This window comes from Streptomyces sp. NBC_00872 (genome assembly GCF_045161915.1).
Lineage (GTDB): Bacteria > Actinomycetota > Actinomycetes > Streptomycetales > Streptomycetaceae > Streptomyces.
Genome location: NZ_CP108806.1, coordinates 8,399,563 through 8,426,352, shown reverse-complemented (window position 1 = coordinate 8,426,352; position 26,790 = coordinate 8,399,563). Strand labels below are relative to the sequence as shown.

Genomic DNA, 26,790 nt, shown 5'->3' with positions numbered 1-26,790 from the left:
GCCTCACAGAACGGCGCAAGGAGAGCGGCCGTGCATGACGAATTCCTCTGTCATGTCACCGCATACGGAATCAGCGGTGGACAGCGTATCGGCGTACCCCTCGGCACATATCGCGCTCCCACTCTGGCACTTGCACTGTGGTGGTTGCGGGACCGTGCGACATGGATCGCCGAACGACTCGATCCCAGCCCGGAAAGCGCGCGTTTTCCGGCGGGAGCTCTCACCCCGGTGGCGGAGAGCGTACCGGACGTACCGGCGACGCTCCGGGCCTGGCGGGACGATGTGGCCCACCAGGACCTGGTGGCCGAGCACTTGGCCGCCGGGCGGCTGCTGCGTGTGGCCACACGCGACGACACCACGGAATATGAACTGCTCGCGGAATCGGTGGACGCGCTACGAATGGACCGGGCGCTTCCGGTTCTGCTCGTCGCGGCCTCCGCACCGGAAACACACCGCGGGGAGCGCCCGTTGGCCGCTACCGCGGCGATACCCGGCCATGAGTACCGAAGACATCCGGGCCGCGCCGACCGGCAGCGGATGACGGGGGAGGATTCCCCCGGCGAAACCATGCGGCTGGGACGGCTGTACGGATGAATTTCCCGGCGGGCCCGCAGGAGGGAGCAAAACCGCCGCCCCGGTGATCCCCGGCCGCCGCACATCGGCCGCGGGTCACTCCGCCGCGCTTTCCCCCTGCGCGATTTCGATATGCGTATGGAGGTCATTCGCCGCGCCCGCCGCCGTGGCGCCGGACAGCGCCAGACAGCACACCAGACAGCACAGCAGCGCGCCCGCGATCAGCCGCCCGGTCCGGGACGCGGCCGGCGGGCCGCTCTCCGCCCCGCCGAGCAGCGCGGCGACCCGGCGGGGCACCGGGCCCGCGGTCGCCGCCAGGACGGCGCGAGGGCGCGCGGGCCCCGGCGCCTCGCCACCGCGGTCGTGCCGGGCCGCCAGGGCGGCTCTGCCGATCGCGCGGGCGGCGAGCCGCCGGTCACCGACGGCCGCCGCCGCTGCCTCGTCCGCGGTGCGCTCCAGGGCGTAGCGGATCGGCTCGCAGAGGGCGCGCAGGGCGGGATGGCAGTGAGCGGACAGTTCCACGGCCATGAGGAGGAGATGGTGGCGTCCCCGGAGATGGGCGCGCTCATGGGCGAACAGCGCCTCGCGCTCGGCCGGTTCGAGGGCGCGCAGCATCCCCGTGGTCACGACGATCCTGCCGGACCGTCCCGGCAGCGCGTAGGCGTCGGGCCGGCTGTCCCGTACGACCGCCAGTTCGCCGTCCGTTGCGCCCACGGCGCCTCTGGCCCGGCGCAGGTCCGTACGGGTGCGGTGCGCGGCGGCCGTCAGCGCGGCCGCGTGCCGCACCAGCAGCGCCCCGGCAAGGAGCGCGAGCACGACGGTGACGGCGGGCGGTCCCGCCGTCAGCGGTTCGAGGAGTTCGCCCAGCACGGCCACGGGGGGCAGATACGAGGCGCCGGGGACGACGAGCAGCACCAGCGCGGCCGAGCTGCTGACGGCGAGGACCAGCGCGACGGCGGTGAGCAGCCACGCGGCGTGGCGCGGCGGCAGGGCCGTCGCGGCCCGCCGCGCGGCGGGCACGGCGAGGAAGGGCATCAGCAGCGGTACCCAGACGAGGTGGATCATCCGGCCCGCCCGTCCGCCGGCCGGGACTCCCCGGCGCCGGACCCGGTCCCGCCGCCGTCCGGAGCGATGTCCCCGCCGTCGAGCAGGGAGCCGTCGAGCAGGGAGCGCAGCAGCCGCTCGTCCTCGTCGTTGAGCTGGGAGACGAACCGGGCGAGCACCGCGCTGCGGTCCTCGTCCTTGGCCAGCTCGGTGTGCATACGCCGGGCGGTCAGCCCCGGGGCGTCCTCGGTCGGCGTATACGCGTAACCACGGCCTTCCCTGACCCGGGTGACCGTGCCCTTCTCGTACAGCCGCGACAGGATCGTGGTGATGGTGGTGCGGGCGAGCGACATCTCGAGCGCCCCCTGGACCTGCCCCGGTGTCAGCGGTCCCCCGGCGGCCCACAGCGCCGCCAGCACACCGGCTTCCAGCTCTCCGGACGGCCGCCGTTCCGCGCTCTCGTCGCCCATGGGAACGCTCCTCCCGTTTCCTTCGTCTACAGTGAAGTAGACCGTCTACAGCACTGTAGACAATCAGATCGTCACGCAGGACACCCCTGCCCATCATTATGGGAGCAGCCCCCTTATGGCCGTATCCGCGCTCACCGCGATGCCACAAGCCGTGAATCTCCTCGACGCGGGATCCCTGCTCTCCGCGTTCGGCGCCCTCGGTGTCGCCGTCGTCCTCTTCGCCGAGACCGGCCTGCTGATCGGGTTCTTCCTCCCCGGCGACTCCCTGCTCTTCACCGCCGGGCTGCTCTGTGTGCCCGGCACGGCGGATCCCGCGCGTCTCTCGCTGCCCCAGGTGCTCATCGCCTCGGGCGCCGGCGCGCTGCTGGGGGCGCAGACCGGCTACTGGATCGGGCGGCGGGGCGGCCGGGCGCTGCTCGCCCGCGGCCGGGCCCGCAGGCTCCGTGAGGGGGCGGCCCGCGCCGAGGAGCTGCTCGACCGGTACGGCCATGCCAAGGCCATCGTGCTGGCCCGTTTCGTACCGGTCGCACGGACCGTACTGAACCCGCTGGCGGGCGCGCTGAACGTGCCCGCGCGCCTCTTCACGCTCTGGCAGATCATCGGCGGCGCGGTCTGGACGGCTGGTCTCGTACTGGCCGGGTACGCGCTGGGCTCGTCCGTACCGGATGTCGAGCGCTATCTGCTGCCGATAGTCGCCGTCGTGGTGGTCGTCTCACTCGTTCCGCTGGTGCTGGAAGTGCTGCGTTCACGCCGCGTGTCCCAGCAGGAGACACGTTGAGCGCGGACACGGGGACGGTCGCCTCCCGGGCCGGCGCGCCGGTGGCCGCGCGATGAGCCGGCCGACATCACCGGCGCCGCCCGTCCGCCGAGCCGCTCATCGGCCCGTCCGTCCGGCACCGCTGGTGGTCACCGTGCTCCTCGCGGCGGCTTTCGCCCTGCTGGCGGTGGTGGTGACCGGCAGGAACGGCGCGCCGTTCCCCCTGGACCGCGACGCGCTCGACTGGTCGGTGGGCCACCGCCCGGCCGAGGCCGTCGCGGTGGCACGGGGCATCACGGCGACCGGCACCGGGATCCTCCCCTATGTGTGCGCGGTCGTGGCTGGTCTGCTCATGGGCCGGGACATGAGACAGCGGCTGATGGCGGCGGCCGGCGCGCTGCTGTTCCTCCTCGCCGGGCAGGCCGTCCGCTACGGCGTCCTGTACGCGGTCCACCGGCCGCGGCCACCGGCGGCGGACTGGGCGACCCATGCCTCCCGTTACGCGTTCCCCTCCGGGCACGCCACGACCTCGGCGCTCGTGGCGGGCCTGCTGATCTGGGCCGTACTGCGGCGGAGCGGAGCGGGCCCCCGCCGCGAGGGCGGCAGAGGCCGCGAAGGCGGTGGCGCCCCGGGCCGGAGGCTCCTGGCCTACGCGCTCTGCGCGCTGATCGTCTGCTGGGCCGTCGCCGTCGGGCTGACCCGGATCTATCTCGGGGTGCACTGGGCGACCGATGTCCTCGGGGGATGGCTGTACGCGGGTACGTGGATCGGCCTCGGCGTGGCACTGATCCCCCTCGGACGGCTGCTGCCGCGAGACCGGCGCGACGGCAGAGGGGAAGTCAGGGGCGAAGACGGGTGAGGACGTCTTCCGCGGCGGCGGCCCCCGCGGCGTCCGGTTCACCGGCCCGGCGGGCGATGTGCTCGCCGTGCTCCGGGAGCGCCGACCGCTCAGAGCGCGCGGTGCATGATGTGCAGTCCGACATAGCCCTGTACGGGGTGCCTGAACCCCTCGGGCACCGTGCCCAGGATCTCGAAGCCGAGCGACTCGTACAGCTTCACGGCATAGGTGTTGGTCTCGACGACGGCGTTGAACTGGATCGCGCGGAAGCCCGCCGTACGGGCCCAGTCCAGCGTGTACTCGACCAGCGCCCTGCCCACTCCGCGCCCGGACCGCGCCGGGTCGACCATATAGCTGGCGCTCGCGACATGGCCGGCGTTTCCCATCTGGTTGTTCTGCATCTTCGCGGTGCCGAGGACCGTGCCCGCCTCGTCGACGGCGACGACGGTACGGTTCGGGGCGGCCAGCAGCCACCAGTCACGGCCCTCGGTCTCGTCGAGGTCGAGCGGGTAGGAGAACGTCTCGCCCGCGGCGACGATCTCATGGAAGAAGGGCCAGATGGCGGGCCAGTCCTCGGCGGTGGCTTCCCTGATCGGCATGCGGTCAGCATGCCGCGCCGGCCCGCCCGACGGCCAGCGCGTTTCACGGGGCGAGGCGATGGCCCCGCGCCGGCCCGCGCACGGGTCCCGCACACGACCCCGGGCGGCCGGACCTTTTTGCTGGATAATGACCAAGAGAGAGGGGATATCCGAAAAGAGGCGATCGTTCATGTTCGAAGCCGAGGACATCCGGGAGTGGCGGGGCCACGATGTGGTCGACGCCGACAAGAAGAAGATCGGCTCGCTGGAAGCCGTCTATGTCGACACCGCGACCGACGCTCCATCGTTCGCCACCGTCACGGTCGGACTGCCCACCAGAAGGCGTCTGGTCTTCGTCCCGCTGGGCGACGCCACGGTCGGTCCCGGCTATCTGAAGGTCACCTGGGACAGAAACCTCGCCAAGGAGGCTCCCTCCATCGACACCGACGGGGAGTTGCTCGCCCAGGACGAGCCACAGGTCTTCTCGCACTACGGGCTGCCCTACGCGACCGGTGCCGCGGGTGAGCGCCGGCTCGCCCGCCGCTGAAGCGGACCGGCCGGGCCCTGCCCGAGGGACAGGGCCCGGCCGGCAGGCAGGGCCTCAGACCAGGTTCTTCTCCAGGTTCGCCAGATAGGCGGGCATGAAGTGGTCACGGATGCCGTCGGAGGCGGGCGCGAACAGATCGGCCGTACGGCTCGTCACCCGGTCCCTGAGGACATCGACGAACGGCAGCCGGTCATGGATCGTCCCGTGCGAGTCGAAGTACTTGACGGTGTCCACATGGGTGAAGAGCGGCGCCGGCGGGACCTGCGGAACGATGTCGTTGTTGTTGACGAAGCGGTACGTACGGTCCTTCAGGGCGGTGTTGTACGCGGCGGCGAGCAGCCGGTCACAGGTGCGGGGCTGGCCGTAGGTGTAGATGCCGTCGGCCAGGATCCGCGGCTCCTCGAAGTACAGCCGGGTACCGGCGAGCATGGCGAGCGCGCCGCCGAGGCTGTGGCCGGTGAACCACACGGTCTGGCCGCCGGTACGGAACTCCTCGATGGCGTCGCGGACATCGGGGTAGACGGACGCGAGCGCCTGGTGGAAGCCGTAGTGGACGAAACCCTTGTTCCCCGGTCCCGGTACGGGCGGGGTGTTGCCGTCGGTCAGCCAGTCGCGGATCTCGTGGGGGGTCGTTCCGCGGAACGCGGTGATGATCATGCGGTCACTGGCCGCGGTGTACGCCTGGGTGTCCTCCAGGGGGAACGGCATCTGGTGCCGTGACTCGAAGTGCCGGAACCGGTCGAACCCCCATTCGGCCAGGGCGGCTCGGGCGATGTCCTGGTCGCGGTAGGCGAGCTCCGAGGCCTTGGCCAGCCAGTAGGCGTGCGACAGTTGGTAACCGGTCGCGTGATGGTCGAGCGGGGCGAGGGGCACGAAAACCTCCGGTCATATACGGGCATTCAGTGTCAAGTCTGATGATTCGCCAATTTCAGACTCTTCACAGAATCGGGTTCACCCGCACGGGCGGCGCACGGAAGCACTCGCACCACATCACGCGAGCCTCCGATGCAAGCCGTACGGCTCGTACCGCGCACCCATGGACGTCGGCCCGACCAGGCGCCGACCCCGACCACGGGGAGGCGGTTTTCAGCCGTCATACTCTTCGCCACGCTCCGCCCGCGCCGCACCCGAGCGGGTCGGCCGCGGTGCCCCACGCGCACGGCAGGGCACGATCCCGCGCTTCGATGGATGGCCGAAATAGGTCGACCACTCCTCCAATTGGTCTGGACCACATTGCCGGGTGCCCGCTAGGGTCCCTGCCAGCCGACACCCCGTCACGAGCCCTCCCCCGACCGGCCTCACCTGTCCCGCTCCCCCCGTCGGCTCCGCACCGAGGACCGAAGTGCCGTGATTGATATCGTTGTCGTACTCCGGGCCGAGGACGCCGTCCTCGACTTCCTGTCCGTACTCACCGACGACCACGGCGGCGAGACCCGGGTGATCCTCGGTGACCGCGCCGAGATACTGACCCTCCCCGCGGGAACGGACACGGCCGAGCGGCTCGCGCTGCTCTCGTCCCATGTCCGGCCCGTGACCGACGGCATCGCCGCACCGGGCCCGGAGGTCCTCGCCGGTCTCCTTTCCCGGGCCGGAGCCTGGCACGACGGCCACAACGGCCACGGCGACCACGACGGCCAGGAGGGGCCGGACGCGCACGACGGACAGAGCCGGGAGACCGTCCGCGTATGGACACACTCTCCTGCGGACAACCGGCGCAGCCGCGGACGGCTCGGCCGTGACACCGCCCTCGCCCACGCCGGCCGTCCGGGGGACGGCGACGCCGGCGACGGCGGACCCGAACTGCGCCATGCCGTCGGCTACTCGCCGTATCTCCAGTTCCTCAGCGATCTCGACCGTCCGATGACCCGGCGTCTGATCGGCGCGAAGCTCGACTTCGTCAACGGCTCGTGCGGACATCTGCTGGCCGAGCGGGACCCCGACTTTGTCGTACAGACACCGCGCGTCCCCGCCGCCGAGCGCTTCTTCGACGCGGATCCCGTCGAACGCGAACGGCTCTACGCCCTGCTGGCCAGCCTGGACGACGAGGCCGCGTCCGTCGTGGATCCCTGGGAGTTCGGCAGTTCGCCGTACGAGGAACAGCGGCTGGACGCCACCGCGGCCTGGGTACGGGAGGGCCGCGCCGGCGTCGAGGGCCCCCTGGTGGAGGTGGGCGCCTGTGAGGGCGCGCTGACCCGTCGGCTCGCCGCGGCGGGCTTCACCGTACGGGCCACCGAGCCCAACTCCACGTTCAGGGACCGGCTCGCCACCGCGTTCGCCGGCTCGGAAGCGGTCACCGTGGACGGCGCCGATCTGGCCGAACTGGCCAAGGAGGACGGGCCGCCCCGCGCCGCGGCCCATCTGCTGATCGAGATGCTCTACTACGGCCAGGATCTCGATCTGCTCGACGGACTCGCCACGGACCATGTGTTCGTCGCCCTCGAACCCGAGGCGCTCGTCTCCCGGCTGCGGCCCTGGCTCGAACGCTCCACGGTCTGGCGGGCGGACGAGGAGACCGTGCTCGTCCCGCCGCGGCTGGAGACCGTCTGCGCGGGACGCGCCTATCTGAGCAAGCGCGGCAGCGTGGGTCTGCTGCTGCGGCGCACGGCTGGCTGACCTCCCGGGGGGAGCGGATATGTACGACCGGCTCGTCGGTCTCGGCTACCACTGCGAATCCACCTATCAGATCCGCCGTATCACCGGCGACGACCGCGCGCACTTCTTCGACTGGCTCGATCTCGACTTCGAGTCCGTCGTGGAGACCATCGCCACCGACTTCGCGAACGTCCTGCGGCCCGGCATGGTCGAACCGTTCAGCGACGGACTCTGCGCGCTGGACCGCGGCTCCGACATCCGGTTCTTCCACGACTTCCACCCCGCCTCGGGCACCATGCTCAGCGGTCAGGACATCCACGGTCAACTCGGCTCCGTCCGGGCCAAGTTCGCCGCGCTCGCCGACCGCTGGCGCACGCTCGCGGGGTCCCCCGCGCGCGTGCTGTACATACACAACGACGCCTTCGACGAACTCACCGCGGCCGATCTGCGCCGACTGCGGCTGATCATCGCGACGGCGCACCCCGGGCACCGCTTCGATCTGCTCTGGCTGCGCCGTACCCCGCCCCCGGACGCGGACACGCTCGGCCCCGGGATCGGCTGGGGGACCGTGGCCGCCGCTCCCGGGCGGTGGCAGGGCGACGACGCCCAGTGGGACACCGCCCTCCGCGGCATACGGCTCGCCGGCGGTCCGCGGCCGGCGGCTCGGCACCAGCTCAGCACCATGACCGACAGGAGCACTCCCGTATGACCACGCCCCGGCCGACACCGGCTCAGCCCGCCACCGTGATCCTCTCCCCGCACTTCGACGACGCCGTGCTCTCCCTCGCGGGACTGATCCCGGCGCTGGGCTCCCCGGTCACCGTCGTCACCGTCCACGGCGGCGCGCCCTCCCCCGGCCATGACGTCTCGTGGTGGGACAGCACCTGTGGTTTCTCCTCGGCGGGCGAGGCGCATCACGCGCGGCGGGCGGAGGACGCGCATGCCTGTGCGCTGCTCGGTGCCGCGTGTGTCCCGCTGGCGCATCCGGACGGCCCGTACCAGGACGGGGGTGTGCTCCACGAGGTGGACTCGTACCTCACGGCCCTCGCCCCCGAGACCCGGGTGCTGATTCCGCTGAGCACCAATCAGCCCGATCACGCGAAGGTGCGCGACCGTGCCCTGCACATCCTCGCGGGCCTCGGCAGACCGCTTCCCCTCGTCTACGCCGATCTGCCGTACACCGGTCATCTGCCGGAGTGGGGCACCCCGGGGACGGAGGCCGCGCTCGCCAAGGACGTCGACTACGGAGTGTCCTACCAGGACCTCGACAGCCGTTTCGGGCTCCGGGTCGCGTACGAGCTGAACCTCTCCGACGAGCAGTGGGCGGCCAAGCGCGCGGCGGTGCAGTGCTACGCGTCGCAGCTCGCGCCGCTCGCCGTCGACCACGGCAGTGTGCTGGCGCGCGGGGGCCCGCTGCGCGCCGAGCGCGTCTGGGCGCTGGAGGAGCGCGGATGACGGAGGGCACCCATCCGGGGGCCCTGGACAGAGCGTGGCGCCCGTCGGGGTAGTAGACGACATATGACCCGAAAGCGTCTCGGTGCGGCAGAACGCCGGCACCGGCTGGAGCGCGTGTACAGCAGGATCATCACATCGCCCGCCGGGCTCGCCTGGAGCCGCGGCCGTGAGATGGAGCTGATGCACCGGGCCATGAGCTTCGCCGCGCTCGGCTTTCTGACGCTGGTGCCCCTGCTGGTCCTGGTCGCCGCGGCCGACCCCGCGAGCGGCCAGGGGTTCGCCCGCTGGCTGGGGCAGGGGCTCGGGGTGTCGTCGTCGGCGCAGGAGCAGATCCAGGAGCTCTTCGGCAGGCCGGGGCAGGCTCTGCAGCGGACGACGGCGTTCGGTCTCGCCGCGCTGGCCGCGTTCGGTCTGACCTTCGGCTCGGCCGTGCAGACCGGTTACGAGAAGGTCTGGGAGCTGCCGATGGCCCGCTGGCACACCATGTGGCGCCATGTCGTCTGGCTCGCGGTCCTGGTCTTCTTCCTGCTCGTCTTCGTCAACACGCCCGTCACGTCCGAGTCCGTCGTCGAGCTGACCATCTCCACCGTGGGCGATGTGGTCGGGACGTTCCTCTTCTTCTGGTGGTCGCAGCGCTTCCTGCTCGCGGGCCGGGTCCGCTGGCGCGCCCTGATCCCCGGCGCCATCGCGACCGCCGTGGGACTGCTCGGTCTCCGTGTGTTCTCCCGGGTGGTCTTCTCGCCCCTGATCGCCGCGAACGCCGTCACCTACGGTCCGTTCGGCACGGTGCTGGTGCTCCAGTCGTGGCTCGTCGGGGTCGGCTTCGTCGTCTACGGCGGAGCGCTGGTGGGACGGCTCTACCACGAGCACCGCACCCACCTGCGGCTCCAGCGCGAGATCGAGGCCGACCGGATCTGATCCTCCGGTCCGGCCGCGTCGTCCTCGGTTTCCACCGCGCCGGTTCGCGGAGGGGCGTGCCGTGCGGGGACGGCACGCCCCGGCTCATGACCGTCAGAGGTCGAACTCACCCGGCGCGATACCGACGGCGAAACAGGCCTCGCGGACGACCGCTCGCTCGGTCTCGTCGAAGTCACCGTCCGCGCCGCCGATGACGATGCCGATCTGGATGACCGCGCGCGCCTCGGTGGGCTTCTTGGCGACCTTGGCGATGGTCTGGAGGACGCCGACCTTGCCGAACTCGAAGTCGAGTGTGAGCTTCTGGCAGTAGTCCTCGAACCGCGCCCGGAGGTCGTCGGCGGCGAAGTTCTGGAGCACCTCGTTGGTCATGATCAGCGAGGCGACGCGCTGCCGCTCGGGCGGGTCGATGGAGCCGTCCGCGGCGGCGACCAGCGCGCACATGGCCATGCTCGCGTCGCGGAAGGCCCCGCTCTTGAGGTCGTTCTTCTTCGCGTTGAGCTGCGTCTGCATCGACGAAGCGGAATCCTTGATGCGGTCCCACAGGGCCACGGGAACTCTCCTGGGAGTATGTCGGTCACTCATGGTGGTGGTCGGGCTCTACGAAAGGTGCGGTCCGGGCGGCACACCGTAAATCTACAACACTGTAGAAGTTGACGGCCCCGGGGACGGCCGCGAAGCCCGCCCGGCGGCAACCACCCGGATCTCTCTACACGCCTGTAGAGAAAGTAGAGTGCACGAATCGCACAGGGCGAGGACCGGCATGGCCGGCGGGTCGGCAGGGCCCGGCCGGACGGGGCCGGTACGGGGGACGGAGGAACGGTGTGGACACGGAATCCAGGGAACGGCGCGGCACCGGCGGCGGGAACCGGCGCGCCGGGCATGGCGCGCACCGCACCAGACTGACCCGGCGCGGCCGGATAGCCGTCTGGTCGGGCGGGATCCTCGTCGTCGGGCTGATAGCCGTGGCGGGCGCCGCGACCTGGGCCTACCAGGACCTCAACGGCAATATCCACTCCGCCGACGTCGACAGCAAGGTCGGTGGCGGGCGCCCGGTCAACACGAGTCCCGGCTCCAAGAACATACTGGTCGTGGGCTCCGACTCACGGGCCGGCGGCAACGCGAAGTACGGCAGCGACCTCACCACCATGCAGTCGGACACGCTGATGGTCCTGCATCTGGCCGCGGACCGGAAATGGGCCACGGTGGTCTCGCTCCCCCGTGACTCCTGGGTGGCCATACCGGCGTGCGACCGGGGCGACGGCAGCCGGTCCGAGCCCCACCACTTCAAGATCAACGAGGCGTTCGCCATAGGCGGCACGGACGGGGAGATCGCCGGCGCCGCCGCCTGCACCATCAAGACCGTGGAGCAGAACACCGGGCTGCGTATCGACCACTTCATGTCGGTCGACTTCCAGGGCTTCAAGGGCATGGTCAACGCGCTGGACGGCATCGAGGTCTGTCCCGCGGCGGCGATCCATGACACCAAGGCCCATCTCGATCTGGAGGCCGGCTGCCAGACCGTGAAGGACGAGAAGGCCCTCGGCTACGTACGGACGCGCTACAGCGTCGGGGAGGGCTCCGACCTGGGGCGCATCGGCCGGCAGCAGGAGTTCATGGAGGCCCTGGCCGCCAAGGCCCAGACCAAACTGACCAGCCCGAACGCGCTGTACGGATTCCTGGACTCCGCCACCAGGTCACTGACCACGGACAAGGCCCTGGCGGGGATCAAGCCGCTCTCCGGTCTCGCCTCCGAGATCAAGGGCATCCCCGGTGACCGGCTGACCTTTCTGACCGTGCCGAACTATGTGCGCGAGCTCGATGTGCCGACCGACAAGGCCAATGTGGTCTGGCAGTATCCGCAGGCCGCCGAGTTGTTCACCGCCCTGGCGAAGGACAAGGAGGTCGACAAGGAGCGGCTCGCGGCCGACTCCAAGGAGCCGGTCTACGCCCATACCGTACGGGTCCAGGTCCTCAACGGCACCGGCACCCCGGGGCGGGCCGCGAAGGCGGCGGACGCCCTGCGCACGGCCGGATTCACCGTCACGGGCATCGGCAACGCGCCCGAGCGCGTGAAGCGGACCACGGTCACTCATACGCCGGGCCTGCGGGCACCGGCCGAGGTCCTCGCCTCACGGCTGCCGGGAGGCACCGCGCGCGAGGACGCACAGGCCGCCCCGGGGGTGGTGACACTGACCGTGGGTCCGGACTTCGATGCCGTGAGATGACCGCCACGCGGACCTGTGCCGATCATCACATATGACAGTTTTGCGATTCCTTTACCATGAGGGAACGGGGTGCCCACCCCGCCCCCAACACCTGATCCGAGAAGGAGCTGCGGTCCCGCAATGGGTGAGCCTCCCAGTACGAGCCGTGTCATCCCCGTCCCGACGAGCCGAGGGGCGGAGGTGGCACGGTGACCGAAGTGCTTCTGCTGTTCCTCGCTCTCGCGCTCACCCTCGCCTGTGCGGTGTTCGTCGCGGCCGAGTTCTCCCTGACCACCGTCGAGCGCGGCGAGCTGGAACGTGCCGTCGCGGCGGGCGAGCGCGGCGCCGCCGGCGCGCTGGCGGCGGCCAAGCGGCTGACGTTCCAGCTCTCCGGCGCCCAGCTCGGCATCACGGTGACCTCCCTGGTCATCGGGATGCTCGCGGAGCCGTCCCTCGCCGTGCTGCTGCGTGGCCCGCTGGAGGCCACGGGGCTGCCGCCGGGCGGTGTCTCCACCGTCGCCACCCTCCTGGGTGTCGCCCTGTCCACGGTGGTGCTGATGGTCGTCGGTGAGCTGGTGCCGAAGAACTGGGCGATCTCCAGCCCGCTGGCCGTCGCCAAGGTGGTGGCGGGACCGCAGCGCGCCTTCACCACGGCCTTCGGCCCGCTGATCCGGCATCTCAACAACACCGCCAACCGGCTCGTACGGCGGTTCGGACTGGAGCCCGCCGAAGAGCTGGCGTCCGCCCGTACACCCGAGGAGCTGGTCGCCCTGGCGCGGCACTCCGCGCGGGAAGGCGCGATAGAGGCGGACTCGGCCGAGCTGTTCGTACGGACCCTGCATCTCGCGGAGCTGACCGCGGAGAACGTGATGACACCCCGGGTGGATGTCCGGGCCCTGGAGGCCCGTGCCACGGCGGGTGACGCCGCACGGCTGACCCTGGCCACCGGTCTGTCCCGCTTCCCCGTCTACCGCGACACCCTGGACGAGGTCATCGGCACCGTCCATATCCGGGATGTGCTCGCGCTGGACGAGACCCGCCGTGACCACACCCCCGTCACCGAGCTGGCCACCAGCCCGCTGCTCGTCCCCGACTCGCTCCCGGTCGACCGGCTGCTGCGGCGGCTGCGGGAGGCGAGGACGATGGCCGTGGTGATCGACGAGTACGGCGGCACCGCCGGTGTCGCCACCGTGGAGGACATCGTCGAGGAGGTCGTCGGAGAGGTACGGGACGAGCACGACCCGGACGAGACCCCCGATCTGCTTCCGAAGGAACCGACCACGGACGGCCGCCGGGTCTGGGAGGCGGACGGCGGAGTCCGGCTCGACCAGCTCGCGGAGATCGGCTTCGACGCGCCGGACGGCCCCTACGAGACACTCGCGGGCCTGCTCGCGACCCGGCTGGAGCGGCTGCCCGTCGTCGCCGACACCCTCGGGATCGACGGCTGGCGGTTCGATGTCCTGCGCATAGAACACCGACGTGCCGACCGGGTGCGGATCACCGCGTCCGTTCCGGCCGAGGACCCCGTGGAGAACGCCCGATGACCGTTCTGCAACTCGCCGTCGGCGTGTTCACCCTCTTCACCAACGCGTTCTTCGTCGGTGCGGAGTTCGCCCTCATCTCCGTACGGCGCAGCCAGATCGAGCCCCTGGCGGTCAAGGGCGGCCGCCGTGCGAAGACCACCCTGTGGGGACTTGAGCATCTGTCGGCGGCCATGGCCACCGCGCAGCTCGGTATCACCATCTCCTCGCTGGTGCTGGGTGCCGTCGCCGAGCCGGCGATCGCGCATCTGCTGGAGCCGCCGTTCGAGACGATCGGTGTGCCCGAGGCGCTGATCCATCCGATCGCCTTCGTGATCGCGCTGGCCCTGGCGACCTATCTGCACATGCTGATCGGCGAGATGGTGCCGAAGAACATCGCGCTGGCGGCGCCCGCGCCGACCGCGCTCGCGCTGGCACCTGTCCTGGTGGCGCTGACCCGTGCGCTGCGTCCGGTGATCTTCGGGATCAACGCGTTCGCCAACGCCATCCTGCGGCTGCTGAAGGTGGAGCCCAAGGACGAGGTGGCCTCGGTCTTCACCGACGACGAACTCGCCCGGCTGGTCAAGGACTCCAGCGAGGCGGGGCTGCTCGATCCGGCGGACGGGGAAAGGCTGCGGGACGCCCTGGAGCTGGGCACGCGCCCGGCGGGCGAGGTGATGGTCCCGCTCAGCAGGACCGTCACCGTCGACCACCTGATCACACCGCAGGAGTTGGAGCGTGCCGCCGCGTCCTCGGGCTTCTCCCGGCTGCCGGTGACGGGACCCGACGACACGATCCTCGGCTATCTGCACATCAAGGACGCGCTCGGCGCCGACGAGCGGACCCGGCCCTTTCCCCTCGGTGCGCTGCACACCGTGATCCGGGTCGAGATCGACACCCCGCTGGACGACACCATGACGGCCATGCGCGCCGCCGGGACGCATCTCGCGGCCGTGACCGGCGACAAGGGAACCGTCATCGGCTTTGTCACCATGGAGGACGTCCTGGACGAACTGGTCGGCCCCGCCGCCGGCTCACCCGCCACACGGTAGGCGAGTGTCACCGGTCGAAGCGGCCGGAGCCCGACCCGGCCGGTGCCCCGCCTCGGGGCACCGGCCGCTTCGGTGTTCAGGAACGATCGAGGCCGATCGGGCTCGATCCGGCTTGATCGGGCTCGACCGGGAATGTTCAGGGCTTACGTGCCACACCGACGTAGCAGGCCGCTTCCTTGAGCGTGACGTTCCCCGCGTGCTCGTCGGGGTCCGGGCGCCACTCGTGCGACGGTGTGATCCCGGGGTCGAGCAGCTCCCAGCCGCTGAAGAAACGGGCGATCTCCTCGCGGCTGCGCGCCTGTCCGGGGTTGCCCGACGCACGGTAGGCGGCCGTCAGCCGGGCTATGCCCTCGGGGTCGAACTCGGCCGTGACATGGGCGATCGCGAGCGTACTGCCGGACGGCAGCGCGTCCTTGAGCACTTCGACGATGTCATGGGCGCCGTGATCGTCGGTCACGAAGTGGAGCAGCGCGTTGAGGCTCAGCGCGATGGGCTGGGTGAAGTCCAGCGTCGACCGGATCTCCTCGGCGGCCAACAGGGCTTCCGGCGCGGTGACATCGGCGTGGGCGTACGCCGTGCGTCCGGCGGGATGGCTGTGGAGCAGCGCGCGGGCGTGGGCCAGCACGATGGGATCGTTGTCCGTGTAGACCACATGCGCCGTCGGGTCCTCGCGCTGGGCCACCTCATGGAGATTCGGCGACGTGGGAATGCCCGTGCCGATGTCGAGGAACTGACGCATGCCGTTCCGGGCGAGGAAGCGTACGGACCGGTTCATGAAACGCCGGTTGATACGGGCCGTGGCCAGGATGGAGGGGAAGGCCGTCATGGCACGGGCCGCGGCCTCGCGGTCGGCGGGGAAGTTGGTCGTACCGCCCAGGTAGTAGTCGTACATCCGCGCCGAGTGCGCCCGGTCCAGCTCCAGATCCACCGCACTGTTGTCCCCCACCGTCGCGACCCCTTGCCCTCGTTGCCGGTTGACAGTCAGTGGCTGCCCGCCACCGCATACGGACAACCGTACGAGATACATCAACTCCGGTTACCGGCGGGCCTGGTGGGAGAGAAGAAACCAAATGGGCCAAGTAACCTGACTCCAAGGCCAAGTAATCATATGATGACTATCAGCGAAAAGACCCAGAGGTGTTCCGTACAGTGAGGGCACCCTTCCGGTTGGCTGACCAGTGAGAGAGGACCACACCTCTCGCGCCGACGCCCTCTGCCCTGGAGCGGCGCGGTGTCCAGGGAACGGGGCGTCCGTGCACGTCGATCCAGAGATTGCCGAACGGCCGCGGCGGCGGCTGGCGTTGACGTTCGACGCCTTCGACACGCACCACCACACACTCTGGCTGCGCTATGCCCACACCCAGGTCGGCGGCAGGGCCGCCGCCGAGCAGGTGGTGGACGCGGCCTGCGCACGGCTGCTCGACCATTGGCAGTATGTCCTTTCCAGGGAATCGGTACCCCAGTACGCCTGGGCCGTCCTGAAGGAGGAGGTGGCCCGTTGGCTGGACGAACACGGCGCCCCCGAACCCCTGTTGGCCGACACCGCCGCCTTCCACGCCGCGATCCGCAAACTGCTCCTGCCCGACACGGGCGATCAATTCGCCGTGCTGGAAGGGGAGATCGGTCTGTATACGGCGATCTCCCGCCTTCCCGAGCGGCAGTACGATGTCGTGGTGCTGCGCCATGTCCTCCAGGTCCCGGACGAGGAGGTCGCCGAGTACATGGGCATCGAGATCGCCACGGTCCGCTCCCATGTGCGGCACGCCAGACGGCGGCTGGCCAAGGAACTGGACTTACGGGAGACCGAGACGGAGAACATGGACCGTGCACCCCGCCGATGAACCGGCGTCCAGCCCCGTAGAGGTGCTGCTGGAGAACGCCGAAGTACTCACCGACACCTACGACGACTACGACACGGAGGCGGCCCGTGCCCGGGTCACGGCCCGGTGCGCGACGGAGCAGCAGCAGGTGTGCCCCACGGGCGCGGGCGCACCGCCCCGGCACCGCCCCTCCGCCCATGAACAGGCTGCCCAGGACCTCAATCTCGCCGTGGCCCTGATCCTCAACGCCCCTGAGGCGGCGGCCAGTCTGACCCGGCTGGTCGACCATGACCAGATCGATCCCGAGGGCGCCGTCGTCTTCGCGGCCCTGCTGCATCTGACCGGCCACCGGGACGCGGCACAGTTCTGGTGGCAGTTCGCGGCCGGCGGCGGCAGCAGGACCGCCGCCTTCTGTCTCTTCCTCGCCCATCAGCAGCGGGCCGAGTTCAGGGACGCGGCGTACTGGCGAGGTCAGTCGCGCGGGCTGCCCCGGCCCGGCCGGCGGCCGACGGCACCGCCCACGCTCTCCTCGCTGCTGCCCGAGACGGTCGGGCACGATCTGCTCAGCCAGTGCCACCGTGGCCGCCATCCCACGCTGCCGGCGCCGCTGGAAGCCGTCATCAACCGCCTCCGTGTCGACAGCGCGGACGAGGACTTCGGCGAAGTGCCCCAGCCGGACGTCAGCCTGACCCACGATCTGACCCGTGGCCCCGCCCGCGGTACGGCCCGTCGCGCCCACGGCCGCCCGCCCGGCACGGGATAGCGCGCCCGGCACGGGACAGCCCGCGACACCGTCAGGCGAATGGCCCCCTGGGGCGGTCGGGGACGGGCGCGGGCACGGCGTCCGCGCCCGTCGGCTCGTACGGTGGCTTGCATGATCGTTCGCATGAACGGGACCCGGCGGCTGGGTTCTCCGGCCGCCGTGGCGGTGTTCGCCATCGGTATGGCGGGTACGACCCTGCCCACTCCGCTGTACGGCCTCTACCGGCAGCAGCTCGGTTTCTCCGAGCTGCTGGTCACGGTGGTGTTCGCCGTCTACGCCATCGGGGTGATCTCCGCGCTGCTGGTGGCGGGCGACTACTCCGACGAGGCGGGGCGGCGGCCGGTGCTGCTGACCGCCCTCGCACTCTCCGCCGCCAGTGCCCTCTGCTTCCTCCTCGAAGGCGGGCTGCCGCTGCTGTTCACCGGCCGGCTGCTGTCGGGCCTCGCCGCCGGGCTGCTCAGCGGCACCGCCACCGCCACCGTGCTGGAACTCGCCGCGCCGGGACACGAGGCACGGGCGGGATTCGCGGCCACCGCGGCGAACATGGGCGGTCTGGGCTGCGGTCCGCTGCTGTCGGGGCTGCTCGCCCAGTACGCGCCCTGGCCGCTGCGGCTGCCCTTCCTCACGCATCTCGCCCTGGTGGCCGTGGCCTGCGTACTGACCTGGTTCCTGCGGGAAACCGTCCCGCACCCGGTGCGGTGGCCACGGCTCAGACCGCAGGGACTGACGGTGCCGCCCGAGGTGCGCGGAGTGTTCGCGCCGTCGTCGCTCGCCGCCTTCGCCGGGTTCGCACTGATGGGACTGTTCACCGCGGTGACACCGGCCTTTCTCTCCCAGACGCTCGGCGAGCACAATCTGGCCGTTTCGGGCGCGGTCGTCTTCTCGCTCTTCCTGGCCTCCACGGTCGGACAGGCGCTGCTGACAAGGGTCGGGGTCCGTCGAGCGCTGCCGGGCGGCTGTCTTGTCCTGGTGATCGGTCTGCTGCTGGTGGGCGCCTCCCTGGCGGCGGAGTCACTGCCGCTGCTCGTACTGGGCGCGCTCTGCGGCGGATTCGGCCAGGGCCTGGCCTTCCGCGCCGGTATGGCCGCGGTGAGCGGGGCGGCGCCGCCCGAGCACCGGGGAGGCACCATCTCGGCCTTCTTCGTCGTGGCCTATCTGGGGATCTCCCTGCCGGTGGTGGGCGTCGGGGCGCTGACGCTCTGGCTGGGGCTGAAGAACGCGGGACTGGTCTTCACGGTGTGCGTGGTGGCGCTGACGGCCGGCGTCGGACTCCATCTCCGGCGCGGCCTCCCTCCGGAAAGCTGACGGGAGCGGCGCCGCGGAGGATCAACGGCGTTACCGGTCCGGGGACTCCCGGTCCGCCTTCCCGCCCCGGTGGTGTGCGCCGGCCCGGTGACCCGCGATCACATCGGCCACCGCGACCACCAGTGCCGCGATCACGAACGCCACCGACATCACCAGCCCGTGGTCGTACGCCGTCGGCCAGCCGTCGGGCTCCACCTGGGCGAAGAAGACCGAGCCCACGGCGGCGATACCGATCGCGGAACCCACGCGCTGACCGGTCTGGAGGGTGCCGCCGGCACTGCCCGCCATGGCCACCGGCACCTCGGAGAGGGTCAGTGTCTGATTCGGCGCGATGACAAGGCCGCTGCCCAGACCGGCCACGAGCAGTGGCGCCGCCATCGCCCACCCCGCGGCATGGCCCGGTACGAGATGCACGGCGAACGCGGTGGCCGCCAGCCCCACGGTCACCATGATCAGTCCGACCAGGACCAGCGGCCGGCCGAAGCGGCCGACGAGCCGGCCGCCGATCCCCGCCGCCGCGGCGGAGCCGAGGGCGAAGGGGGTGATGGCGAGTCCTGCCTCCAGGGCCGAGTAGTGCAGTCCGCTCTGGAGATAGAGCGTGGTGATGAAGAAGATCGTGGTGAATCCGCCGAAGTAGAGCAGGATCAGCAGACATCCCAGCGAGAACGAGCGGACATGGAACAGCGACAGATTCAGCACCGGCTGGGTGCCGCCCGTACGGCACCGGGACTCCCATTTCGCAAAGGCGGCCAGCAGGGCCGCGGCGACGAGCAGCAGCAGCCACTTCTCGTCGTTGTGCCACTGCTGTGACTGGACGAAGGGAAGCAGCAGGGCCAGCACGCCGCAGCCGAGGAGCAGTACCCCGATCGGGTCGAGGTCCCGCAGCCTGACCCGGCCGGCCGCCGGGGTGTCCGGCAGCAGCCGCCGGGCGAGCAGCAGACAGACCACGCCCAGCGGGAGATTGACGTAGAAGACCCAGCGCCAGCCGTCGTCGGCACCGGCCAGCTGGATGATGAGACCGCCGAGCAGGGGTCCGACGGCCGTCGAGATACCGATCACCGTGCCGAACATGCCGAAGGCCCGGCCCCGCTCACGGCCGGAGAACATCTGCTGGATCAGCGCGGAGATCTGCGGGGTGACCGTGCCCCCGGCGAAGCCCTGCACCAGCCGCGCGATCACCAGCCAGAGGCTGGACTGCGCCGCTCCGCAGGCCGCGGAGGCCAAGGTGAAGAGCGCGAGTCCCACCATGAACACCACACGCCGGCCACGGGCGTCGCCCAGCCGTCCCGCCGGGATCAGGAAGAGTCCAAAGGCGAGCGCGTATCCGGACAGCACCCACTGGAGATCGGAGACCGGGGTCCGCAGGCCCTCCCGGATGGACGGCAGCGCGACATTGACGATGGATACGTCCAGAAGCGTCATGAAGGCGCCGACCAGACAGACCGCGAGCGCCTTCCAGCGACGTGGGTCGGGCGCCGCGCCCGCGGCGGGCGGGCCGGGCCCGCCCGCCGCGGCTCCGCTGTCCCCCGCTGCGTCTCCGGCCATGGATCGGACCCTAAGGGCTCTCCCGTAGTCCCCGGTGGATCGGCGCGCGGCGTCGGATACGGTGCGGCCCGAGGCGGAGGGGAGCCCGGACACAAGGACCGATCGCTGCCGGGACACCGGGTCCGCGAGATCCGCCAGGTCTATTCCGGGTCGTCCGTGGACTCGCCGGTGGTCAGCCGGACCACATTCGAGTCCGCGCCGGTGACGAAGGCACGGATCCGGTAGGACGCGTGTTTCTCGGTGGGCAGGGTGATCAGTCCGGTCGAGTTGACTCCGGGGTCGAGGACCACGATCGGCGCAAAGGCCGAAGCGCCCCGGGGCCGGGCCTCCAGCAGGAACCCCGATTCGTCCGACGTGCGATCCGTCCAGGTGAAGAGGATGCCGTTGGCGTGCTTGATCTGGGCCTTGAGCCCGGAGGGCGCGGCCCGTCGCTCCCGCACGGAACGGCCCGCCGCGGACCGCCCCGGAACCGTACGGGGAGGCAGCCAGTCGTGGCCCGCCTCCTCGTCGGCCTTGGTCGGTCCGCCGGGCGGCAGGGAGACGTCGACGGGCGTGGACGCCGGCCCCTGGAAGGCCCGCAGCCGGTAGAAGAACGTCGTACGCGGTATCAGATCGGGATGACGGTAGGTGGTCGTACCGGGCGGGAGATACTCCAGAACGGTGTACGGGCCCGCCTCCTCCGTCGCGAATTCGAGTACGTGACCGGCGGCGCCGGACGCACCGGCCCGCCAGCTCAGATCGATGTCGGTGGGGGTGACAAGGCGCGCGCGGAGCGTGGGAGCGTCCGGGGAGGCACTCCTCGGGGAGCCGCTCCTCGGAACGGCACCGGCCGGTGTCCCGGGATCGGCGGAAGGGCCGTCCGGGTGGGCGCCGGGGACCCGGGCGGAGTGCCCGGCCGGCGACGGCGCCGAGCACGCCGCCGCCAGCGCGAGCACGAGCGCGGCCGGCACGGCCGCTCGTATGGTCGGTCGCACGGACGGGCTCCGCTACTTGCGCCAGAAGCGGACATCGCTCCAGACCACGGTGGCCGGTCCGCTGCCGCTGTCGGTGCGGTAGGCACCGAACTTGTCGTAGAAGCTGCCGCCGGGGCTGGCGTAGGTGTGCTTCAGCGACCCGTTGATATACGTACGATGCGAAGTGCCCACCTGGTGAACGGTGTTGACGCGGACCGTCGCGCCGACCGTGCCGGCGCTGGAGAGTGTGGTGCCTCCATGGACCGCGTAGAGCCGTCCGCCCCGTTCGACGGCCAGCATGAAGTACGGTCCGGACGCCGACTCGTTGAACGTCTGCTTGAGGCTGATCCGGGTGCCGCTCAGACTGCTGACGCGGAAGTAGCCCTCGAACTGGCGGGTGCCGCCGGTGTAGGTGGCGTACCGGCGCTCGGCGCGCTGGTCGCCGCTCGCGGTGGAGCAGGTCAGCCGGAACGTCAGATCGTCGACCTGGCCGCAGCCCCGCTCCTGCACCGTGAAGGTGGGCGAGACCGAGGTCCATCCGCCGGGCTCCACCTCCGCCGAGGCCTGCGGAACGGCTGTCAACGACGAAACGCCCACCGCGGCAAGCACCGTGAACATCCGGAGGCGATCGGACATGTCTCACTCCCCTGTCTTGAGGCGCGACCAGAGCGGTTCATCCGCAAGATATTCACGCATATGAACCGTGACCCTGTTTTTGAATGGTTGAGTGGACCGTAGGACTGGACCAATCATCCGTCAAGAGCCCCATCGGGCACGCTGAACACCGCAGCCGGCCTCGGGGAGAGACCGGCTGCGGTGGTGAGATATTCACATATCCAAACCCCTGGGGAGCGGGGTCAGATACGGGTCACTTGACGTTGATGGCGGTCCAGGCCGCGCCGACCGCCTTGTACTCGGGGCTCGTCGTGCCGTACAGCGCGCCCGCCGCGCTCAGCGTCGCGGTGCGCGCCTTCGCGTAGTTGGTGGAGGACGTCATATACGTGGTGAGGGCCTTGTACCAGATCTTCGTGGCCTTGTCCCGGCCGATGCCGGTGACCGTCGAACCGTCGCTCGTGGGGCTGTTGTAGCTCACGCCGTTGACGGTCTTGGCGCCGCTGCCCTCGGAGAGCAGGTAGTAGAAGTGGTTGGCCGGGCCCGACGAGTAGTGGACGTCGAGATTGCCCAGGGTGGACGACCAGTAGTCCTTCGACGCGCCGTCCTTGCTCGGCTTGTCCTGGTAGCGCAACGGCGTGCCGTTGCCGTTGATGTTGATCTCCTCGCCGATGAAGTAGTCACCCGGGTCGTTCGGGTTGGCGGCGTAGAACTCCACGGCCGTGGCGAAGATGTCGGAGGTCGCCTCGTTGAGTCCGCCGGACTCGCCGCTGTAGACCAGCTTGGCCGTGGCGGCCGTGACACCGTGGCTCATCTCGTGGGCGGCGACGTCGAGCGAGGTGAGCGGGTGGGTGTTGCCCGAGCCGTCGCCGTACGTCATGCAGAAGCAGCTGTCCTGCCAGAACGCGTTGACGTAGTTGTTGCCGTAGTGGGCGCGGGAGTAGGAGCCGACACCGTTGTTCTTGATGCCGTTGCGGCCGAGCACGTTCTTGTAGAAGTCCCAGGTCGTCGCGGCGCCGTAGTGCACGTCGACGGCGGCGCTCTGCCGGCCGCCGCCCCAGATGTCGTCGGCGTCGGTAAAGAGCGTGCCGGTGCCCGAGGTGCCCTGGTTCAGGTCGTACGTCTTGTGGCTGCCGCGCGTACCGTCGGTGAGGTTGTACGTGGTGCCGCTCTTGGTGGTGCCGAGGGTGACGGAGCCGCTGTAGGCACCGGTGCCGGTGCCCGTCTGGACGGCCTCGTCCCGGAACAGCTCCTTGCCGGTGGCCGCGTCGGTGACCACATGCAGTTCGCTCGGTGTGCCGTCCGGCTGGAGGCCCTTGACGACGGTCTCCCAGGCGAGCACCGGAGTGCCGGTGGCCGCCCAGATCACCTTGCGCGGCGCGGACTCGGCCGCGGGCTTCGCGGTCTTCTCCGCCGAAGCGGCCTTCAGGGCGCTCGACTTGGCGGTGGCCGAGGCGACCCGGGCATCGGTGGAGGCCACGGTTATCCGGGCCGAGGTCGCCTTGGTGACACTGCGCCCGCCGGCCGGGGCCCGGTGGACCACCAGATCGCCGCCGAGCACGGGCAGTCCCGCGTAGGTCCGCTCGTACCGGGTGTGCACCGTGCCGTCGGCGTCCTCGATGACATCACGGACGACGAGCTTCTCCTGGGCACCGAGTCCGAGGGACGCGGCTTCGCCCGCGGTGTCCGCCTCGGCGGACTGGATGGCCGCGACACGCTCGGCGGGGGTGAACAGAACGGCGGTGGCGCCGCGTTCGCGCGAAAGGTCGGGCTGGGCGCTGGCCGTTCCCGACTGGATGCCGACAACCACCATGGCGGCGGAGGCGACCAGGGCCGCGACACGGGCCGCGTTCTTGCGGGGAGTGGAAGCTACAAGTCTCACTCGGTCTCCAAGAGTGATGGGCCGCCCGGGGACGGCCCTTCTGTGGGGGAGCTCGCCGCGCGGTCGACGCGCGTTGAACCGTCCAGAGAGTGACATCGATTGGACACTGAGCAATAGATTGCATACCAGAATTTGACCTTGAGTTGTCGATTCAGGACGCCAAACGAACATCAAACGGTCGTAGTGCCAAGGGAGTTGGGGCGGGGAGCGCCGCCGGAGCGGGACGGCGAGGGAGCGGAGGGCCCCGGCGGGCGACAGCCGGGGCCCTCCGCCGTCGGAGGGGCGCGCGGTCCCGGCTCCTCACCGCGCGCCGCTCGTGGGACGGGCCCTACTCGAAGAGATCGGAGTACGACCCCAGGGCCAGCGCGATGTCCGCCTGTGCCCAGAACCGGTGGTAGGTGAAGGTCGGCGCGGCTCCGCCCCTCAGATACGCCTCGACCTTCGACCAGGCCGGGTCGCTCCGGTAGAAGGACCGGATCGAGTCGAAGGTGGCGGTGGAGTCGATCCGGTCGCCGTTGGGCATGGTGCCGGTCCACCCGCTCGGGATGTACACCGGGTCGTCGAATCGGCTGTAGTCGGTACGGGTTTCGGGAACGGCGACGCCCAGGGCGTCCCGGTGGTGGTCCCACATCCCGTCGAGCAGCGCCTTGGCCGTGTTCCTGGCCGCGGTGTCGCCGGACTTCGCCGCGTAGTAGGAGAGGGTCTTGGCGTAGGCACCGGCCACACCGACGTCATCGGTGTAGTCGGCGACAGTGACATGGAGACCGGCGTTGGCACCGGGAGTGGTGGCGTTCCAGGTGTCGGGTTTGCCGGACCACTGGAGGGTGGACGGGATCCGGTAGGTGCCGTCGGGGTTGACGGTCGTCTCGGACAGGGCCCAGGCGACCCACTTGTCCAGCACCGCCTTGGCGGCGCTGTCCCCGGTCTGGTGGTAGTACTCGGCGACGCGCTCCATGGACCAGGCCTGGAAGCCGAACCACTGGTTGGACGGCGGGTCGTGGTAGACGGGCGCCTCGTCGTAGTACATGCCGTAGAACGTCGGGGTCCCGGCCGGGGGCTGGGCGTACCGGCCCTGCCAGCTGTTGGTGGCGCCGCCCGCGATGGCGCCCTCGGCGGACTGGAGCCAGCGGTAGAACTCCAGCTGGCGCTTGAGACTGGTGCTCCAGTCCTGCTGGCCGGTGGCCGACTTGGGCTTGAGATCCGCGTACGAGCTCAGCGCCCACGCGGCCATCGGGTTCTGGTAACCGCCGTGGGCGAAGCTGGAGCCGATACGCCAGGCCCAGCCCGCCGAGGCGTCGGTGGCGCCGCCCCAGGCGTAGTACCAGGAGAGCAGATAGTGCGAGCTGTTCTTGCCGCTGCCGGCCGGGCAGGCGGTCTCACCAGCGCAGTCGCCCACCTTCTTGAAGTACTTGTCGTACATGGCGTAGCGGAGATAGTCGCCCATCTTTGCGGCCTTGGCGACATTGGCCGCCACCTGGCTGCCCTTGCCCTGCTCCTTGGCCCACTCCGAGGCCCAGTAGGCGGCCTGGACGGCGCGGGCGTCGGCGTCGGGCGCGTTGGTGAACTTCCACTGCTCGGCGTAGGAGGCGTCCCCGGTGAACAGGTCGAGATAGCCGTTGGTGCCGCCGTACTTGAAGGCGTCGCAGGTCGGCTGGGGCACGGTCTCCCAGACGGACTCCTGCGGTCCGCGCTGGAAGGTGTTGATGTACGAGGGGCCCAGGTCGGCGGGACCCGCCTCGCACTCGCCGGGCGCGTTGCCGTATCCGTAGACGTTGTCGACGTCCTGGATCCAGTGCATGCCGTAGATGTCGTCGGTGCCGTAGGCGCTCTTCAGCTCGCCCGCGATCGGATCGCCGCCCACCGGAACCCCGCCGTTGAGCTGGGAGGGATACTGCGAGGGAAGATCCCACTCGGGCGCGTAGGTGGCGGGTTTCGAGGCGGTGTAGAAGCTGTTGGTGGACTGGTCGGCGTGGGTGGGGATCATGTACCGCTCCATGATGTCCCACGCGCCGTTGAATCTGCTCCAGTCGCCGGTGACCTTGCCGTACATGGCCTGGAGCCAGATCAGATAGCTGTACGCCTCGGAGGTCGTCTCGTGCCCGTGGTCGGGCGCCTCGACGATCAGGGTCTCCACGGAGTGGTACGGGATGCCCTCGGGCGAGAAGTAGCCGGCGGCCGGATCGGTGATCTTGCCGTACAGCTCCAGGAAGCGGGCTTCGTAACCGGCGGACGCGGCGAGCTGCGTGACGGTCACCTCGGCCTTGGTCTGTCCCGGGGCGGTCGCGGTGAAGGTGGCGGAGCCCGTGCCGGTGGCCGTGGCGGAGACCGTCACCTGCTGCGCGGTGTCCCAGTTGGCGGTGGTGAAGGTGAGGCTGCCGCCCGCGGTGACGCCGAGACCGGTGTTGCCGGCGGTACGGGCCACGGTGACCTGGACCGGAGCGGTGGGCCGGGCGGAGAGCTTCACCCCGAAGGTGCCCGTCCCGCCCTGCCGTACACCGAGCTGGGAGGGGCTCGCGACGAGTGAGGGGCCTGCGGCGACCCGTACCCCTACCGGGGTGGACTCGGCCGAGGCGCCCAGGCCGTCGTACGCCTTGGCGTACAGCGAGAGATCACCGGCCGGGACGCCGGTGTGGTCGAAGGTGTACGGCGAGGTGGTGTCGGTGCCGAGCAGTGTGGTGTCGCTGTAGAACTCGACCTTGGTGATGCCCGCGCCGTCGGCGGCCGCCGCGGTGGCGGCCAGCGGGATGGTGCCGCCCGCGGTGAAGAGCGCGCCAGGGGCCGGACTGGTCAGTACGGCGATGGGCGGCTGGTGGGCACCGGCGCAGGTCACTCCGTTGACGGCGAAGGCGGTGGGCGCGGTGTTGGTGCCGCTGTAGGTGAAGTTGGCGCCCGCGCCCGCCGCCGCTCCGGGCGCGATCCGCGCGTTGTGCGCGGCGTTCCTGACGGTGACGGCCTTGCCCGACTGGGTCCAGGTGCCGTTCCAGCCGCTGGTGAGCGTCTGGTTGCCGGTGTACGCGTAGGTGAGCGTCCAGCCGTCGACCGGGTCCGTACCACGGTTGGTGATCGTGAGATCGGCGGTGAATCCGGAGCCCCAGTCGTTGGTCCGGTAGTCGACGGAGCACTGGAGGGCCGCGGCGTGCGCGGGGGTGGCGTCGACCGCGGTCAGACCGAGCGGCAGGGAGAGTGCGGCCACCAGCGCGGTGAGCAGCCGGCGGGTTCCGCGTGTCCGGCGGGGCGCCGGACGGGAGGCCCGGCGGGGATGTCCGGGCGGGGATGGTGTCCCTGGTGGTGAGCCTCGTAAGCCTGGTGAACCTCGTAGGCCGAGCATGGTGTGGTCCTCCTCGCGGTCCGGTGCGGGTGTG

General features: G+C 70.5%; 24 protein-coding genes and 1 pseudogene. 14 read left to right on the top strand and 11 right to left on the bottom strand.

The window, feature by feature from the left end; all coding sequences use genetic code 11:
• Positions 1–30: 30 nt before the first annotated feature.
• Positions 31–429: pseudogene (locus OG214_RS35885) on the top strand (hypothetical protein); the annotation flags it as partial.
• 240 nt (positions 430–669) lie between these two features.
• Here OG214_RS35885 and OG214_RS35880 read toward each other — a convergent pair.
• Positions 670–1,638, bottom strand: a complete 969-nt coding sequence (locus tag OG214_RS35880; RefSeq protein WP_405987131.1) for a M56 family metallopeptidase — start codon at positions 1,636–1,638, stop codon at positions 670–672.
• Positions 1,635–2,087, bottom strand: coding sequence for a BlaI/MecI/CopY family transcriptional regulator (locus OG214_RS35875; RefSeq protein ID WP_405987130.1), 453 nt, complete (start codon positions 2,085–2,087; stop codon positions 1,635–1,637). The genes OG214_RS35880 and OG214_RS35875 overlap by 4 nt, the downstream gene beginning before the upstream one ends.
• A gap of 115 nt (positions 2,088–2,202) precedes the next feature.
• Between OG214_RS35875 and OG214_RS35870 the strand changes: the two genes are divergently transcribed.
• Both OG214_RS35870 and OG214_RS35865 read left to right on the top strand, forming a co-directional pair.
• The gene (locus OG214_RS35870) at positions 2,203–2,865 is read left to right on the top strand and encodes a DedA family protein (RefSeq protein ID WP_405987129.1); all 663 of its coding nucleotides are present in this window, start codon (positions 2,203–2,205) and stop codon (positions 2,863–2,865) included.
• Positions 2,866–2,989: 124 nt separating this feature from the next.
• Positions 2,990–3,703 carry a phosphatase PAP2 family protein gene (locus tag OG214_RS35865; protein ID WP_405987128.1) on the top strand — a complete coding sequence of 238 codons (714 nt, stop codon included), beginning with the start codon at positions 2,990–2,992 and terminating at the stop codon, positions 3,701–3,703.
• A gap of 89 nt (positions 3,704–3,792) precedes the next feature.
• Here OG214_RS35865 and OG214_RS35860 read toward each other — a convergent pair whose 3' ends face one another.
• Positions 3,793–4,281, bottom strand: coding sequence for a GNAT family N-acetyltransferase (locus OG214_RS35860; protein WP_405987127.1), 489 nt, complete (start codon positions 4,279–4,281; stop codon positions 3,793–3,795).
• Positions 4,282–4,450: 169 nt separating this feature from the next.
• Between OG214_RS35860 and OG214_RS35855 the strand changes: the two genes are divergently transcribed.
• Complete coding sequence (locus OG214_RS35855) at positions 4,451–4,807, top strand: PRC-barrel domain-containing protein (RefSeq protein ID WP_066956511.1); 357 nt, start codon at positions 4,451–4,453, stop codon at positions 4,805–4,807.
• Between the two features lie 54 nt (positions 4,808–4,861).
• Here the strand turns inward: OG214_RS35855 and OG214_RS35850 are convergent, their stop codons facing one another.
• The gene (locus OG214_RS35850; RefSeq protein WP_405987126.1) at positions 4,862–5,680 is read right to left on the bottom strand and encodes a lipase family protein; all 819 of its coding nucleotides are present in this window, start codon (positions 5,678–5,680) and stop codon (positions 4,862–4,864) included.
• A gap of 474 nt (positions 5,681–6,154) precedes the next feature.
• On the opposite strand from OG214_RS35850, the gene OG214_RS35845 reads away from it, so the two are divergent.
• From OG214_RS35845 to OG214_RS35830, 4 genes are all read left to right on the top strand, one after another.
• Positions 6,155–7,420, top strand: coding sequence for a hypothetical protein (locus tag OG214_RS35845; RefSeq protein WP_405987125.1), 1,266 nt, complete (start codon positions 6,155–6,157; stop codon positions 7,418–7,420).
• Between the two features lie 19 nt (positions 7,421–7,439).
• Positions 7,440–8,108, top strand: a complete 669-nt coding sequence (locus tag OG214_RS35840; RefSeq protein WP_405987124.1) for a papain-like cysteine peptidase — start codon at positions 7,440–7,442, stop codon at positions 8,106–8,108.
• Positions 8,105–8,854 (top strand): PIG-L family deacetylase, encoded by a 750-nt coding sequence (locus OG214_RS35835; RefSeq protein ID WP_363085339.1) that lies wholly within the window; start codon positions 8,105–8,107, stop codon positions 8,852–8,854. Before OG214_RS35840 ends, OG214_RS35835 begins: the two co-directional genes overlap by 4 nt.
• Before the next feature lie 63 nt (positions 8,855–8,917).
• A complete protein-coding gene (locus tag OG214_RS35830) occupies positions 8,918–9,772 on the top strand; it encodes a YhjD/YihY/BrkB family envelope integrity protein (protein ID WP_363085338.1) in 855 nt (284 codons plus the stop codon).
• A 93-nt stretch (positions 9,773–9,865) separates the two neighbouring features.
• On the opposite strand, the gene OG214_RS35825 is transcribed toward OG214_RS35830, so the two are convergent.
• On the bottom strand, positions 9,866–10,321 hold the full coding sequence (locus tag OG214_RS35825; protein WP_405987123.1) for a tellurite resistance TerB family protein: 456 nt from the start codon (positions 10,319–10,321) through the stop codon (positions 9,866–9,868).
• A 272-nt stretch (positions 10,322–10,593) separates the two neighbouring features.
• Here OG214_RS35825 and OG214_RS35820 point away from each other — a divergent pair, with 272 nt between their 5' ends.
• The 3 genes from OG214_RS35820 to OG214_RS35810 all read left to right on the top strand — a co-directional run bounded on the left by OG214_RS35820 (position 10,594) and on the right by OG214_RS35810 (position 14,548).
• Positions 10,594–11,997 carry an LCP family protein gene (locus tag OG214_RS35820; RefSeq protein ID WP_405987122.1) on the top strand — a complete coding sequence of 468 codons (1,404 nt, stop codon included), beginning with the start codon at positions 10,594–10,596 and terminating at the stop codon, positions 11,995–11,997.
• Positions 11,998–12,185: 188 nt separating this feature from the next.
• Positions 12,186–13,520, top strand: coding sequence for a hemolysin family protein (locus OG214_RS35815; RefSeq protein ID WP_383030894.1), 1,335 nt, complete (start codon positions 12,186–12,188; stop codon positions 13,518–13,520).
• Entirely contained in the window at positions 13,517–14,548 is a 1,032-nt protein-coding gene (locus OG214_RS35810; protein ID WP_405987121.1) for a hemolysin family protein, read from the top strand. Before OG214_RS35815 ends, OG214_RS35810 begins: the two co-directional genes overlap by 4 nt.
• A 136-nt stretch (positions 14,549–14,684) precedes the next feature.
• Here OG214_RS35810 and OG214_RS35805 read toward each other — a convergent pair whose 3' ends face one another.
• The gene (locus OG214_RS35805) at positions 14,685–15,494 is read right to left on the bottom strand and encodes an SAM-dependent methyltransferase (protein ID WP_363086167.1); all 810 of its coding nucleotides are present in this window, start codon (positions 15,492–15,494) and stop codon (positions 14,685–14,687) included.
• 307 nt (positions 15,495–15,801) lie between these two features.
• Between OG214_RS35805 and OG214_RS35800 the strand changes: the two genes are divergently transcribed.
• The 3 genes from OG214_RS35800 to OG214_RS35790 all read left to right on the top strand — a co-directional run bounded on the left by OG214_RS35800 (position 15,802) and on the right by OG214_RS35790 (position 18,436).
• Positions 15,802–16,389 (top strand): RNA polymerase sigma factor, encoded by a 588-nt coding sequence (locus OG214_RS35800; RefSeq protein ID WP_382860745.1) that lies wholly within the window; start codon positions 15,802–15,804, stop codon positions 16,387–16,389.
• The gene (locus tag OG214_RS35795) at positions 16,373–17,131 is read left to right on the top strand and encodes a hypothetical protein (protein WP_405987120.1); all 759 of its coding nucleotides are present in this window, start codon (positions 16,373–16,375) and stop codon (positions 17,129–17,131) included. The genes OG214_RS35800 and OG214_RS35795 overlap by 17 nt, the downstream gene beginning before the upstream one ends.
• Before the next feature lie 111 nt (positions 17,132–17,242).
• Positions 17,243–18,436 (top strand): MFS transporter, encoded by a 1,194-nt coding sequence (locus tag OG214_RS35790; protein ID WP_405987119.1) that lies wholly within the window; start codon positions 17,243–17,245, stop codon positions 18,434–18,436.
• Between the two features lie 30 nt (positions 18,437–18,466).
• Here OG214_RS35790 and OG214_RS35785 read toward each other — a convergent pair whose 3' ends face one another.
• The 5 genes from OG214_RS35785 to OG214_RS35765 form a co-directional block, all read right to left on the bottom strand.
• Positions 18,467–19,981 carry an MFS transporter gene (locus OG214_RS35785; RefSeq protein ID WP_405987118.1) on the bottom strand — a complete coding sequence of 505 codons (1,515 nt, stop codon included), beginning with the start codon at positions 19,979–19,981 and terminating at the stop codon, positions 18,467–18,469.
• 140 nt (positions 19,982–20,121) lie between these two features.
• Complete coding sequence (locus tag OG214_RS35780) at positions 20,122–20,955, bottom strand: fibronectin type III domain-containing protein (RefSeq protein WP_405987117.1); 834 nt, start codon at positions 20,953–20,955, stop codon at positions 20,122–20,124.
• A gap of 12 nt (positions 20,956–20,967) precedes the next feature.
• Positions 20,968–21,570, bottom strand: coding sequence for a hypothetical protein (locus OG214_RS35775; RefSeq protein WP_363086329.1), 603 nt, complete (start codon positions 21,568–21,570; stop codon positions 20,968–20,970).
• Between the two features lie 232 nt (positions 21,571–21,802).
• Positions 21,803–23,428 carry a M4 family metallopeptidase gene (locus OG214_RS35770; RefSeq protein WP_405987116.1) on the bottom strand — a complete coding sequence of 542 codons (1,626 nt, stop codon included), beginning with the start codon at positions 23,426–23,428 and terminating at the stop codon, positions 21,803–21,805.
• 328 nt (positions 23,429–23,756) lie between these two features.
• Positions 23,757–26,624 carry a glycoside hydrolase family 48 protein gene (locus tag OG214_RS35765; RefSeq protein WP_405987703.1) on the bottom strand — a complete coding sequence of 956 codons (2,868 nt, stop codon included), beginning with the start codon at positions 26,622–26,624 and terminating at the stop codon, positions 23,757–23,759.
• Positions 26,625–26,790 lie beyond the last annotated feature (166 nt).